Source organism: Haloferax sp. AS1 (genome assembly GCF_014530665.1).
In the GTDB taxonomy this organism is placed as follows: Archaea; Halobacteriota; Halobacteria; order Halobacteriales; family Haloferacaceae; genus Haloferax; species Haloferax volcanii.
Map to the genome: position 1 here is coordinate 328,252 of NZ_SPSA01000001.1, position 13,754 is coordinate 342,005.

Consider the following 13,754-nt stretch of genomic DNA (forward strand, 5'->3'; position numbering starts at 1 on the left):
TGTTTCCTCTCGACTCCTCAGCTCTCGCGGACGATGACGAACTCCGCGAGGTCGCGGAGATACTCCAGCGGCTCCGAGTCGTCGACGCCCGAGTCGTCCAGCGCCGACAGCGCCTCGTCGGCCTGCTTGCGGGCCCGGCGGTTCGCTTCCTCGGGGGTCAGGTCGGTCACCTGCACGAGCGACGGCCGGCCCATCTCGGCGTCCTGTCCCGTGGGTTTCCCGAGTTCCTCGGCGTCCGCGGTGGCGTCGAGCACGTCGTCGCGGATTTGGAAGGCGACGCCGACGCGGGCCGCGTAGTCACCGAACGCCTCGACGACGTGGGCGTCGCCGCCCGCGGCGACTGCACCGAGTTCGGCCGCAGCGCGGAACAGCGCGCCCGTCTTGCGATGGGCGAGCTGCATGTACTCGGCTTCGTTCGAGGGGACCGCGACCAGTTCGGTCGCCTCGCCCTCACCGAGTTCGACCATCGATTCGGCGACGATGCGGGTGGCGCGGTCGGACGACGACAGGAGGGCGAACGCCTCGCCGAGCAGGCCGTCGGAGGCGATGATGGCCGGGCCGTAGCCGTACTCGGCCCACGCGCTCGGCGTGCCGCGGCGGATGTCGGACCGGTCGATGATGTCGTCGACGACGAGCGAGGCGTTGTGGACGAGTTCGACGCCGACCGCGAAGTCGACGGCGTCTTCGGGGGTGCCACCGACGGCCTCGCAGGCGAGGATGGTCACGGCGGGGCGGACGCGCTTGCCCCCCGCGAGAGCGACGTGGTCGAGTTGGTCGGCGAGCTCCGACGGCTCGACCGCCGAGACGACCTCCTCGAGGCGGTCGTTTACCATCGTGACCCGGCGCTCCAGGTATTCCATTGTCGGTTCGTAGGGTTGGGTAGGGAAGTACGTACCGGATTTCCGAAAACCGAGCGCGGAGGCGGTCGCCGTCGGCGGTTCCTGACCCGTCAGCGAGGTCGAGATTGTGTGCCCTTTCACGTTCTCTCACGCTGGGCGTTTCACGTTCGTCCACGCTGCCCTGTGCCGTGAGCGAGGGGGCACCCGAGCGAGCGGACCGACGAGCGAACGGAAGCGCGACCTGCCGCGCTGGAGTGAGTGAGGAGCGTTTTTGGTGAAGATTTTGCCGAGGGCGGCCTCAGGCCGCCCGCAGCGCAAAAGGTTCTATTCGAACTGCTCGATGAGCTCCGGCACCACGTCGAAGAGGTCGCCGACGATACCGTAGTCAGCGATATCGAAGATGGGCGCGTCGGGGTCGGTGTTGATGGCGACGATGTTCTCGGCGCCCTTCATCCCGGCGACGTGCTGGACCGCGCCGGAGATGCCGACTGCGATGTAGAACTTCGGCGTGACGACCTTCCCGGACTGGCCGACCTGCCGGTCCTTCGGGAGCCAGCCGTTGTCGACGATGGGCCGCGACGACGACAGCGTCGCGCCGAGCGCGTCGGCGAGCTCCTGTACGAGTTCGATGTTCTCTTCCTCTTCGATGCCGCGGCCGACGGAGACGAGTACGTCGGCGTCGGCGATGTCCACGTCGCCGCTGCCGACTTCCTCGAACCCGGTCACGCGCGAGCGCACGCGAGACTCATCGAGGTCGAACGAGAACGCCTCGATGGCGGGCTCGCCCGGCTCCTCGGTGGCGTCCCACTCGCCCGGGCGGACGGTGACCGCGGCGCGGTCGGCGTCGACTTCGACGGTCGATTCGACCTTCGAGGCGTACATCTCGCGGGTGACGACGAGACCGCCGTCGTTCTCCAGGCCGATGGCGTCGGTCACGAGCGGGCGGTCGAGGCGCTCTGCGACCGCGGGAGCGTAGTCCAGGCCGTTGACCGTGTTGCCCATGAGGACGTACGTGGGGTCGAGTTCCTCGGCGAGCGCTTCGACGGCCTGCACGGTCACGTCGTGGTTGAACTCGTCGCCCTCGGCGACGGTGTGAATCGCGTCCACGCCGGCGAGCGAGAGCTCCCCGGCGAAGGCGTCCACGTCGCCGCCGATGACCGCGAGGTGGAGGTCGCCGCCGGTGTCGCCGACGAGGTCGCTCCCGGCCGTCACGAGTTCGAACGACACGTCGCGGAGGCTTCCGCGGCGGTGCTCGACGACGGCGAGCACGTCGCTCATTGCGCGCCCACCCCCTTTTCCCGGAGGACGGTCGCAAGGTCGGCGGCCTGCTCCCCGGCGTCACCCTCGAAGTAGGTCGCGTCGGACTCTGTCTCCGGCTCGTACACGTCGGTCAGGACGAGGTCGGATTCGACCGCCGCGGCGTCGAGGCCGAGGTCGGAGAGCGCGAGCGACTTGATTTCCTTCGACTGGGCCTGTCGAATCCCGCGCAGGCTGGCGTAGCGCGGCTCGTTGATGCCGGTCTGGATGGTGAGGACCGCGGGGAGGTCGACCTCGGTGAGTTCCTCCACGCCGCCTTCGAGTTCGCGACGGACGTTCGCCACGCCGCCGTCGGCGTCGAGGTCGAGGGCGTTCACGACCGCGGCCCACTCGAAGCCGATTGCCGAGGCGAGCGAGACGCCGGTCGCGCCGAAGCTGTCGTCGTTGGCCTGCACGCCCGTCAGGACGAGGTCGGGGTCCTCGTCTTCGACGACCGCCGAGAGGAGGCGCGTCTTCGCGGCCACGTCGAGCAGGTCCACGCCGTCGAGCGCGTCGTCCCACACGCGGACCGCGCGGTCGACGCCCTTGGCGAGCGCCATGCGGATGGTCTCTTCCGACCGCTCGGGGCCGATGGTGACGGCGACGACCTCCACGTCGTCGTCGCTCTCCTCGGCGATTTGGACGGCTTCCTCGACCGCGTACTCGTCCCACTCGTTGAGGTCGTAGTCGAGGTACTGGTCCGCCACGCGGAGCCCGTCGAGTTCGAAGTCCTCTTCGACCTCGGCTACCTCCTTGACGGTTACGAGAATTTTCATCAACGTTCACTACCGACCGGGGCGAATAAACGTTTTCGCACCGCGGCCGTCCGCGACGCCGTCGCCCGATTACTCCTCGTCTTCGTCCTCGTCGGGCAGCGAGATGAGGTTCTCGCGGCCGAGACGCAGCTTCTCGACGCGCTCCTCGTCGGCCATCGCCGACAGGAGCTGTGAGACCTTGGCGTCGGACCAGCCGGTCTCCTTGACGATGTTCGCCTGCTTCATCCGCCCGCCGTTCCGTTCCAAGAGGAGTTCGACCCGCTCCTCGTCGAAAGCAGGTCGAGGTCGACGTCGACCTCGTCGTGCTCCTCACCGTCGTCGTCGTCCGGTGCGGACTCGTCGGTCGGCTCCGGCGTCGGCTCCTGTCGCGGTTCGGAGCTCACCGACGCCCCGGCCGGCTCCGCCCCGCTCGGCCGCCGCCGCGTGAACAGGACGACGCCGGCCACGAACACCGCGAGGACGACCGCGCCGCCGCCGACGAGCGTCCATGGAATCGTCTGTTCCGGGCCCGTCGAGACGTACGTCACGGTCAACTGGTCAATCGATTCGAAAGTCCGTGGTCCCTCGACGACGAGGGCGTTGTTTTCGAGCGGCAGGTTCGTGTCGCTGACGGCGTAGCCCGGCGGCGTCTGAATCGTGAGGTTCTGATTCGACCGAAGCGACGTGAGCCACGTCCCGTCGTCATCGGCCGACAAGGCGTCACCGAGACGCAGTCCCTCGTCGGTCTGTTCGAGGAAGTTGGTCCAAGTGAACGTCAACACGAGGACGCCGGTCTCGTTTTCGACGTAGCCTCTCGTCGTCGCGTTCTGAACCGCCATCGACCGGCCGGTCTGCTCGGCGGCCGTCTGACTGACGCGTTCGAAGAACGCCGCGTCGGGACCGGCGTCGGCGGTTCCCTGCTCGTACTCCCGTGCGAACTCCTCGAACGCCGCGGTCTCGTTTTGCGTCTCGAGCTCGTAGCGCGTCTCGACCCGCCAGTTCGCGGAGCGATCAGCGCGTAGTTGAATCGAGATTTCCGTCTCCGGTGACCGTTCGAGCGTCGTCTGTTGGGCGGCGAGCGGTCCGCGACCGAGCTTCGCGAGCGTCGCTGTCTCGTCCGCGTCCGCGCTCGAATCGGTGACATCGGTGTCGGGAACGCCGGCGACCGCGTCCGCGCTCTGCGTGCCGGCCGCGGCCACGTCCGTGGCCGTCACTGGGACTGCGACGCCGGCGACGATGGTGAGGAGGGCAACGATGAGGGCGGCGCTCCGCATATACGTAAATCCGTTTCGTCCGGCGATGAAAACGCTTTCCATCGATTCAACAGCGTCAGACGCCGTCGAGAGACGCCCCCGCCGTCGCCGTCGTCGACAGCAGCAAGAGGGTCATTTTAGTACTGCCCCCGTGTACCCTCACGGCGATGAAGGCCCTCCCACTCGTCGTCGTCATGCTCCTCGTGGCGTCGCCGGTGCTCGGCGCGGTCGGTCCGACCGACGGCTCGTCCCACTCGTCGGCGCTCGATGGGGCGACCCACGCACAGGTCGAGTCGCCGTCCAACGAGACGATTCACGTCCTCGATATCCCGTCGTCGGAGCTGGTCCGGTCGACGGTCGAAGCCCACCACGTCGACCTCGGTCCCTCTCTCGACTTCTCCGCGCTCAGGGCCGGCGGGCGGATTCAGACGGGGGCGTCTCTCGAGCGCATCGAGTCCGCGAGCGACGACAGCACCCGACAACAGCTCATCCTCGACGAGCTAAACGGCATCGAGCAGCGCGCAATCGCGCTCCAGAGCGCACAGCGCTCCGTCATCGAACGGTTCAACGACGACAACCTCACCGCGCGAGAGCTCCTCATCGAACTCGCGCGAATCGACGCCGAGGCGCGGGCGCTCAACGAGCGGCGCGTCGCCCTCCGTGACGTCACGAGCCGAACGTCGGACTTCTCGATTAGCTCCGGGCGGCTCGCGGCGCTCGAACGCGAACTCGACACGTTCACCGGCCCCGTTCGGACGCACGCGGTCGCGGTCATGACCGGCGAGGCCGACGCCGCGCGGTTCTCCGTGCGGACGAGCGAGACCGGGGTCGTCCTCAGCGTCGTCGCCGACGGCGAGTACGTCCGCGAGGCCTACCGCGCGGACCTCCGCGACCGCGACCAGCGCACGGTCACCTACGAGGAGGCGCTCGACATCGTCGCGGAGAACTACCCGACCATCTACTCCAGCCGCACCGCACAGAACGGGACCAACGTCATCAGTGCCGGCGACAGCCACCGCGTGCGAATCAACTACAACTACGGGCAGTTGACGGCGTACGTTGACACCGGAAGCGGACGCGTGTTCAAGGAGTCCCAGACGCGTCCCCTCAGGTCGATTTCGACCACCGCCACCGCCACCGGGGTCAGAGACGGGCTGGCGCTCACCGTCGACCGGACCTACCCCGGCGGACCGCTCCGCATCCAGTTGAACGAAAGCGAGACGGGCGACCCGGTCGACGCGAACGTCACGATTGGACTCGAAGCCAGCCAGGAGAGCACGCTGTTGGGTCACACCGGCTCCGACGGGACGCTCTGGACCGTCTCGCCGTCAGCGCCCTACACCGTCACGGTCATCAAGGGCAACTCGGCGGTCGTGCTCACGGCCGATCCGACGCCCACGCCCACCCTCGCCGCGAACCCAACCGACACGGAAAACGACACGTCCCCGACGGTCACGTCGACGCCGACCGAATCGACCGAGTCGCCCGGCCCCTCCCGGACGGTCCCGCAGGGCGCACCCGGCGACTCGCCAACGGTCGGTTCTCCGACGGTCGGCTGACCGGAGCTTCTTATCCCATGACGGGACCACCCCGTCTCGATGCCTCGTCAGTTCCGCCGCTCGACCCGCGGCTCGTCAGTACTCATCGGGAGCGTGCTCCTCATCGGTCTCGTGGTCGTCGTCGCGGCCGCTGTCGGCGCGGCGGCGTTCGACGCGGCCGACGCCTCGCCGACGCCGACTCGACCCACGGCGCTGTCGCTCGGGGTCTCTGGTGACACGCTGTCGCTGACTCACGAGGGTGGCGCGCCGCTCGACGTGGACTCGCTCGCGGTTCGTATCTCGGTGGACGGTGAGTCGCTCGCGCACCAACCGCCCGTGCCGTTCTTCTCGGCCAGCGGGTTCCGGCCCGGCCCAACCGGCCCGTTCAACGCCGCGGCCGACCCCCGGTGGACCGTCGGTGAGACGGCGACCCTCGAACTCGCGGGGACGAACGACCCGACTATCGAGCCGGGTGCGACGGTGACCGTCCGCGTCTTCGACGGCGACACGCCGGTCGCGGCGCTCGAAGCGACAGCGTCGTGAGTCGGTCGCGACGATGCGCTGACAGCGACGAACACGAGCGGCCGCGTCGACCGCGGCGGTCAGCGATTATTCCTCGGGTGCGCGCGCGATGGTGACGATAGCCCGCGGGCTCCCCTGCTGGCGTTGGAGGATGTGGTGTTCGATGTCGACGAAGCCGGCGGCCTCGAACATCCGGTCGGCCTCCTCCTCGTCGTAAAACAGCATGATGGCGTCCGCAAGCTTCTGGAAGACGCCGGATTTCGGGTCGTCGGGGCCGACGACGAGCACCTTGCTCCCCGGTTTCACCACCCGGCGGAACTCTTCGAGCGCGGTGACCGGGTTCGGCCAGTACTCGATGGAGCCGGACGACCAGATAACGTCGAACGAGTCCTCAGCGAAGGGGAGCCGCTCGGCGTCCCCGCGGTAGAACCGGACCTCGTCGTGCTTGCCGAACTTCTCCCACGCCTTCTGCATCTGGTGGATGCTCTGGTCGAGGCCGTGGACGTCGTCGGTGTAGCGGAGCAGTCCCTCGGTTCCGAAGCCGGTGCCACAGCCCACGTCGAGGACGCGGTCGTCCTGCTGGATGTCGAGCATCTCCAGCGCCTCGTCGCGCATCTCCTCGTTCCAGATGAACGGGTTCACCCGGTCGTACACCTTCGAGAGGTACTTGTAGAACAGGCGGGCCCGCGCTTTGTTTTCGAGGACTCCCATCGCGCCGGGATTAGAACTCGCCGATGATAACGGTGCGGATTCGCCGCGCCGGTCGGCGTTCGAGGGGGAAAATCGCCGCGTTTCCCGAGCGTCTGTCACAGACTTTCCGCAAACACCTTATACAGCGCTTGTGCAACGTTCCTGTGATACGAGTATGCCGAGACAAGAGGTTCTCGAACGAATCAAAACGGCCGAGCAGGAGGCCGACGACATCGTTGAAGAGGCCGAGGCCGAACGTGAGGAGCTCGTCGCGGAGGCGCGTGAGGAAGCCGATGAGATTCGCTCCGAGGCCGAAGAAGAGGCCGCAGAGCTCGAATCCGAGCGTCTTCAGGAGGGACGCGCGGACATAGAGACGGAGCGGGAACGCATCCTCGAAGAAGGCGAGGACGCCCGCGACGAACTGGTTGCCGAGGCGGAAGACCACATCGACGACGCGGTCGAGTTCGCCATCGGCAAATTCGAGGAGGCGGTGGATGCTCAGACCTGAGCAGATGAGCAAGGTCTCGGTGACCGGTTCCAAGGGCGTCATGCCCGAGGTCATCGAGACCGTCCACGACCTCCGACTGCTGCACGTCACCGAATACGACGGCTCGTGGCAGGAGGAGTTCGGATTCGAGACGGGGTCGCCCATCGAGGGCGCCGAGAGCGCGTCCGACAAGCTCGTCACCGTCCGCTCGCTCAAGAGCATCCTCGGGGTCGAAGACACCGACTCCGGCCGGCAGCGCATCGTCCCCGACGACGCGCTCGGCGAGCCCCTCGAAGAGATTCGAGCCGAAGTCAATGAACTGGACGACCGCCGCTCCGAGCTCGAAAACGAGCTCCGCGCGGTGGACGAAGAAATCGACGCGATGGAGCCGTTCGTCGACCTCGGACTCGACCTCGACCTGCTTTCGGGGTACGACACCCTGCAGGTCGTCGTCGGACAGGGGAAGGTCGAGCCCGTCGAGCGCGCCGTCGTCGACGCCGACGACATCAGCGCCTACGAGATCTTCTCGGGCGAGCGCACGCACGCCGTCTTCGGTCGGCCGGTCGACGGTGCCGACGAGATGGCGCTCGCCGACGCGCTGGTCGGCGTCGAGTTCGCCACGCTCGAAGTCCCGGACGCCTCGGGAAGCCCCGAAGAGCACATCCGCAGCCTCGAACAGCAGAAGCGCGAAATCGAGTCGAAGCTCGAGACCGTCGAATCCGAGCTCCACGACATCGCCGTCGAGGAGGGCGAGTTCCTCCTCGCCGCCGAAGAGCGACTCGCAATCGACGTCCAGAAGACGGAAGCGCCGCTTTCGTTCGCGACGACGGAGAACGCCTTCGTCGCCGAGGGCTGGATTCCGACGGAGCGCTACAACACGTTCGCGGGCACGCTCAAAGACGAGGTCGGCGAGCACGTCGCCGTCGAGGAGCTCGAACGCGCCGAGTTCTCGCGTGACGGACACGACCACGCGCGGGAGGACGTCACCGAGACCGGCGGCACGGCCGCCGTTACCGACGGCGGAACGGTCTCGATGTCCAACGACGACCCGCCGGTCGTCCAGAAGAACAGCGGCGCTGTCAAGCCGTTCGAAATCCTCGTGCAGGCGGTCAACCGCCCGAACTACCACGAGCTCGACCCGACCATCATCCTGTTCCTGACGTTCCCGACGTTCTTCGGGTTCATGATCGGTGACTTCGGGTACGGTGTCATCTACACCGCCATCGGCTTTTTCCTCTACTCGAAGTTTGAGGACGGTGCGCTCAAGAGCATGGGTGGCGTCACCCTCGCCGCGGGGCTGTTTACGACGTTGTTCGGCATCCTCTACGGCGAGATATTCGGCTTCCACCTCATCACCCAGTACTTCTGGGAAGGAATGCTCGGGCTGTCGCACCCGCCCATCGAGAAGGGGCTGTCGCCGGCCACCTCTGAGTGGGCCCTCGGTTGGCTCACCGTGAGCGTCGCCGTCGGTATCTTCCACATCAACGTGGGGTACATTCTCGACTTCTTCGAGAACTACGAACTCCACGGCGCGAAGGAGGCGGTCCTCGAAAGCGGTTCGTGGATCCTCATGCTGAACGGCCTGTGGATCTGGATCTTCAGCGACGCGCTCGGTGGCGTCCCGCCGGAGTTCCTGTTCACCACGTTCGCGGCCGACGGGCTCATCCCGCTCGGCTTCTCCGGCTTCTCGTTCACCGTCGGCTGGATCGGCCTCGGGCTGTACTTCCTCGGCGCGGGGCTGCTCGGGACGGCCGAACTGGCCGAACTCGTCGAGTTCGCCGCCCCGCTTTCGAACGTCCTGTCGTACACGCGTCTCGGCGCGGTCCTCATCGCGAAGGCGTCGATGGCGTTCGCCGTCAACCTGCTCGTCTTCGGCGTGTACGTCGACGACCACGGCGGCTGGCACTTCGGGCTCGGCGGAATGCCCGACGCTGCTGCACTCGAAGCGGCAGGAACGGTGAGCTATCACGGCCACGAAGTGACCGAGATTCTGTTCGGCGGCATCTTCCACACGGGTGCCGCGGGCGTCGTGGGCGGACTGCTCGTCCTCGTCGTCGGTCACCTGGTCGTCCTCGCGCTCGGCGTCACGAGCGCCGGCTTGCAGGCCGTGCGTCTCGAGTACGTCGAGTTCTTCAACAAGTTCTTCGAGGGCGGCGGCCGCGCGTACAACCCGTTCGGCTACGACCGCGAGTTCACGACCGAAGACTAACCCTCATCGTCGATTCTTTTTTGACTTTTGTCCGCTCGGAGCGACTGCTTTTTGCAATGACGACGATTCCGCCGCCGTAGGCAGACCGCTCCAGACGTTTTGGGAACCTTTATGATACGGCTAACAGCACATACGGACGTTCGGAGACGACAATCCGGTACTCAGGAACACACAATGATTGAAGCAATCGAACCCCTCATGACTGCACTGCAGAGTGAAGCCGCTTCCTCGCCCGCTATCACCGCCGACGCCGCGGCGGCCCTCTCCGTCGGTATCGCCGCCTTCGCCGCAGGCTATGCGGAGCGTGGCATCGGCTCCGCCGCGATGGGTGCCATCGCGGAAGACGACGACCTCTTCGTCAACGGGCTGGTCCTCACGGTTCTCCCCGAGACCCTCGTCATCCTCGCACTGGTCGTTGTCTTCGCGGCCTAAGCACCCCCTCTCTTTCCCATTATGAGTTTGGACAACGTCGTTGAGGACATCCGAGACGAAGCCCGCGCACGCGCAGAGGACATCAGGCAGGACGGCCAGGAACAGGCAGACGAGATCGTCGCCGAGGCCGAGGCCGACGCCGAAGAGCTCCTCGAATCGCGGAAGGCGGACGTCGAGCAACAGCTCGAACGGGAGCGCGAACAGGCGCTCTCCAGCGCGAAGCTCGAAGCCAAGCAGGCCCGACTCGGCGCCCGTCGAGACGTGCTCCAGCGCGTCCGCGAGCAGGTCGAACGCGAGCTCGCCGAGCTGGAAGGCGACCGTCGCGAAGAGCTCACCCGCTCGCTGCTCGACGCGGCGGCGGTCGAGTTCGAAGACGCAGACGAAGTCTCCGTCTACGGCCGCGCCGACGACGAGGAGCTGCTTTCGAGCATCCTCGAAGACTACGACGGCTACGAGTTCGCCGGCGAGCGCGACTGCCTCGGTGGCGTCGTGGTCGAGGGGTCGAACTCGCGCGTCCGGGTGAACAACACCTTCGACTCGGTCCTCGACACGGTCTGGGAGGACAACCTGAAGGAAGTGAGTGCGCGACTGTTCGACGACCAATGAGCACTACCGGCGGCTCGAATCCCGAATACGTCATCGCTCGCGTTCGAGCGCGACGTAGTGCCCTGTTCGGCGACGAGGAGTACCGCAAACTGGTCCGCATGGGACCGGCCGAAATCGCTCGGTTCATGGAGGAATCGGAGTACGAGACCGAGGTCAACGCGCTGGGCAGCCGTTTTTCCGGCGTCGACCTCATCGAGTACGCGCTGAACCAGAATCTGGCGAAGCAGTTCAACGATATCCTCGACTGGGCAGACGGCCGCCTCTACGACCTCATCGCGCGGTATCTCCGCAAGTTCGACGCGTGGAACGTGAAGACGGTTATCCGCGGTCTCTACTCCGGTGCGTCCCGCGAGGAGGTCGAATCCGACCTCATCCGCGCCGGCGAGTTCGACGACCGCCTCATCTCGCGACTGCTCGACGCGGGCGAGATAGAAGAGGTCGTCAGCGTCCTCTCCGGCACCATTTTCGGTGACGGCCTCGCGGCCGCCTACGAGGAGTACGAGGAAGTCGGCGTCCTCGTCCCGCTGGAGAACGCGGTCGACCGCGCCTTCTACGAGCAGTTGCTCGACGACCTGGTCGTCGGCGAAGAGGCAAAGCAGTACCGCGAGTTCCTCGAAGCCGAAATCGACTTCCGAAACGCCCGCAACGCGCTCCGCATCGCTCGCAGCGGTGCCGACCTCGACCCCGTCGACTACTTCATCGAGGGCGGCACGCTGTTCCGCGCGACGGAGCTCGCGTCGCTGGCGACCAGCCCGGACGAGCTGGTGTCGAAAATTCGTGACAGCCGATACGGCGACCGCCTCTCGGCGGCCCTTTCGGACCTCGAAGCGGCAGACAGCCTCATCGGCTTCGAGCGCGCCCTCGACGCGGCGCTCTTGGAGTACGCGGACACGCTCGGTTACGTGTTCCCGCTTTCTGTCACGCCAATCGTCTCGTACATCCTCGCCAAGGAGCGCGAGGTCGACAACATCCGGGCCATCGCCCGCGGCCGCGAAGCCGGGCTGGACCCCGATGCAATAGAAGCGGAGCTGGTCATCCTATGAGCCAGGAAATCGCAGTTATCGGCAGTCCGGACTTCACCACGGGCTTTCGGCTTGCGGGCGTCCGCAAGTTCGAGAACGTCCCGGACGAAGCGAAGGACGACGAACTCGACGAGGCCGTGACGCGGACGCTGGAGGACGAGGACGTCGGCATCATCGTGATGCACGAAGACGACCTCGACCACCTCTCGCGTAACGCCCGGCAGTCGGTCGAGCGCAGCATCGAGCCGACGCTCGTGACGCTCGGCGGCTCCGGCGGCGCGAGTGGCCTCCGTGACCAGATCAAGAGAGCAATCGGTATCGATCTGATGGACGAATAACCAAACATGAGTCAGGCAACACAAGATTCCGTTCGCGAGGACGGTGTCATCGCAAGCGTGAGTGGTCCGGTCGTGACCGCCCGTGGCCTCGACGCCCGCATGAACGACGTCGTCTACGTCGGCGACGAAGGGCTGATGGGCGAGGTCATCGAAATCGAGGGCGACCTCACGACTATTCAGGTGTACGAAGAGACCTCCGGCGTCGGTCCCGGCGAACCCGTCGAGAGTACGGGCGAACCGCTGACCGTCGACCTCGGTCCGGGGATGATGGACGCCATCTACGACGGCGTCCAGCGTCCGCTGGACGTGCTGGAGTCGAAGATGGACTCGGCGTTCCTCGACCGCGGTGTCGACGCGCCGGGTATCGACCTCGACGAGAAGTGGGAGTTCGAACCCACCGTCTCCGAGGGCGACGAGGTCGCCCCCGGCGACGTCGTCGGGACGGTCCCCGAGACCGTGACCATCGAGCACAAGGTCATGGTCCCGCCGGACTTCGAGGGCGGCGAGGTCGTCGCCGTCGAGGAAGGCGAGTTCTCCGTCACCGAGACGGTCGTCGAACTCGACAACGGCGAGGAGATTACGATGCACCAGGAGTGGCCGGTGCGTCAGGCTCGCCCCGCCGCGGAGAAGAAGACCCCGCGCGAACCGCTCGTCTCGGGGCAGCGCATCCTCGACGGCCTGTTCCCCATCGCGAAGGGTGGAACGGCCGCGATTCCGGGGCCGTTCGGCTCCGGGAAGACGGTCACGCAGCACCAGCTCGCCAAGTGGGCCGACGCGGACATCGTCGTCTACGTCGGCTGCGGCGAGCGCGGTAACGAGATGACCGAGGTTATCGAGGACTTCCCGGAACTCGACGACCCGAAGACGGGTAACCCGCTCATGGCTCGGACGTGCCTCATCGCGAACACGTCCAACATGCCCGTGGCGGCCCGCGAGTCCTGTATCTACACCGGCATCACCATCGCGGAGTACTACCGCGACATGGGATACGACGTTGCGCTCATGGCCGACTCCACCTCTCGGTGGGCAGAGGCCATGCGCGAGATTTCGTCGCGCCTCGAAGAGATGCCCGGCGAAGAGGGGTACCCCGCGTACCTCGCCGCGCGTCTCTCCGAGTTCTACGAGCGCGCCGGCTACTTCACGACCGTCAACGGCGAGGAAGGCTCCGTCTCCGTCATCGGCGCGGTTTCGCCGCCGGGCGGCGACTTCTCCGAGCCGGTCACGCAGAATACCCTGCGTATCGTCAAGACGTTCTGGGCGCTCGACGCGGACCTCGCAGAGCGCCGTCACTTCCCGGCCATCAACTGGAACGAGTCGTACTCGCTCTACCAAGAGCAGCTCGACCCGTGGTTCGTCGAGAACGTCGAGGACGACTGGGCAGAAGAGCGCCAGTGGGCCGTCGACGTGCTCGACGAGGAGAGCGAACTGCAGGAAATCGTTCAGCTCGTCGGTAAGGACGCCCTCCCGGAGGACCAGCAGCTGACCCTCGAAATCGCTCGCTACCTCCGCGAGGCGTACCTCCAGCAGAACGCGTTCCACCCGACGGACACGTACTGCTCCCCCGAGAAGACGTACGGAATCCTCACCGCCATCCACACGTTCAACGACGAGGCGTTCAAGGCGCTCGAAGCCGGCGTCCCCGTCGAAGAGATTCAGGCCATCGAGGCGGCTCCCCGGCTGAACCGCATCGGTGTGCAGGAAGACTGGGAGGCGTACATCGAGGACCTCAAAGCAGAGATCACCGAGCAGCTCCGCGAGCTGTACTGA

At 66.4% G+C, this 13,754-nt stretch carries 13 protein-coding genes and 1 pseudogene; 9 read left to right on the forward strand and 5 right to left on the reverse strand.

The window, feature by feature from the left end:
* Window positions 1-17: 17 nt before the first annotated feature.
* From E4P24_RS01735 to E4P24_RS01750, 4 genes and pseudogenes are all read right to left on the reverse strand, one after another.
* A complete protein-coding gene (locus tag E4P24_RS01735) occupies window positions 18-860 on the reverse strand; it encodes a polyprenyl synthetase family protein (RefSeq protein WP_004065397.1) in 843 nt (280 codons plus the stop codon).
* A gap of 303 nt (window positions 861-1,163) precedes the next feature.
* Window positions 1,164-2,117: an electron transfer flavoprotein subunit alpha/FixB family protein gene (locus E4P24_RS01740; RefSeq protein ID WP_115860574.1), complete on the reverse strand. Its 954-nt coding sequence runs from the start codon at window positions 2,115-2,117 to the stop codon at window positions 1,164-1,166.
* The gene (locus E4P24_RS01745) at window positions 2,114-2,911 is read right to left on the reverse strand and encodes an electron transfer flavoprotein subunit beta/FixA family protein (protein WP_115860572.1); all 798 of its coding nucleotides are present in this window, start codon (window positions 2,909-2,911) and stop codon (window positions 2,114-2,116) included. Before E4P24_RS01745 ends, E4P24_RS01740 begins: the two co-directional genes overlap by 4 nt.
* 69 nt (window positions 2,912-2,980) lie before the next feature.
* A pseudogene (locus E4P24_RS01750) lies at window positions 2,981-4,164 on the reverse strand (hypothetical protein).
* 146 nt (window positions 4,165-4,310) lie between these two features.
* Between E4P24_RS01750 and E4P24_RS01755 the strand changes: the two are divergent.
* Complete coding sequence (locus E4P24_RS01755) at window positions 4,311-5,702, forward strand: hypothetical protein (protein WP_115860570.1); 1,392 nt, start codon at window positions 4,311-4,313, stop codon at window positions 5,700-5,702.
* Window positions 5,703-5,741: 39 nt separating this feature from the next.
* Window positions 5,742-6,224, forward strand: coding sequence for a type IV pilin (locus E4P24_RS01760; protein ID WP_115802100.1), 483 nt, complete (start codon window positions 5,742-5,744; stop codon window positions 6,222-6,224).
* Window positions 6,225-6,290: 66 nt separating this feature from the next.
* On the opposite strand, the gene E4P24_RS01765 is transcribed toward E4P24_RS01760, so the two are convergent.
* A complete protein-coding gene (locus E4P24_RS01765) occupies window positions 6,291-6,914 on the reverse strand; it encodes a methyltransferase domain-containing protein (RefSeq protein WP_188148020.1) in 624 nt (207 codons plus the stop codon).
* A gap of 154 nt (window positions 6,915-7,068) precedes the next feature.
* Between E4P24_RS01765 and ahaH the strand changes: the two genes are divergently transcribed.
* From ahaH to E4P24_RS01800, 7 genes are all read left to right on the forward strand, one after another.
* Window positions 7,069-7,401 carry an ATP synthase archaeal subunit H gene (gene ahaH, locus E4P24_RS01770; RefSeq protein ID WP_004044613.1) on the forward strand — a complete coding sequence of 111 codons (333 nt, stop codon included), beginning with the start codon at window positions 7,069-7,071 and terminating at the stop codon, window positions 7,399-7,401.
* Complete coding sequence (locus tag E4P24_RS01775) at window positions 7,388-9,589, forward strand: V-type ATP synthase subunit I (RefSeq protein WP_223173863.1); 2,202 nt, start codon at window positions 7,388-7,390, stop codon at window positions 9,587-9,589. The genes ahaH and E4P24_RS01775 overlap by 14 nt, the downstream gene beginning before the upstream one ends.
* A gap of 174 nt (window positions 9,590-9,763) precedes the next feature.
* The gene (locus E4P24_RS01780) at window positions 9,764-10,021 is read left to right on the forward strand and encodes a F0F1 ATP synthase subunit C (RefSeq protein ID WP_004044611.1); all 258 of its coding nucleotides are present in this window, start codon (window positions 9,764-9,766) and stop codon (window positions 10,019-10,021) included.
* Window positions 10,022-10,042: 21 nt separating this feature from the next.
* Entirely contained in the window at window positions 10,043-10,627 is a 585-nt protein-coding gene (locus E4P24_RS01785; protein WP_004065384.1) for a V-type ATP synthase subunit E, read from the forward strand.
* Entirely contained in the window at window positions 10,624-11,670 is a 1,047-nt protein-coding gene (locus E4P24_RS01790) for a V-type ATP synthase subunit C (RefSeq protein WP_115802102.1), read from the forward strand. Before E4P24_RS01785 ends, E4P24_RS01790 begins: the two co-directional genes overlap by 4 nt.
* Window positions 11,667-11,987, forward strand: coding sequence for a V-type ATP synthase subunit F (locus E4P24_RS01795; protein WP_004044608.1), 321 nt, complete (start codon window positions 11,667-11,669; stop codon window positions 11,985-11,987). Before E4P24_RS01790 ends, E4P24_RS01795 begins: the two co-directional genes overlap by 4 nt.
* A gap of 6 nt (window positions 11,988-11,993) precedes the next feature.
* Window positions 11,994-13,754, forward strand: coding sequence for an ATP synthase subunit A (locus tag E4P24_RS01800; protein ID WP_188148021.1), 1,761 nt, complete (start codon window positions 11,994-11,996; stop codon window positions 13,752-13,754).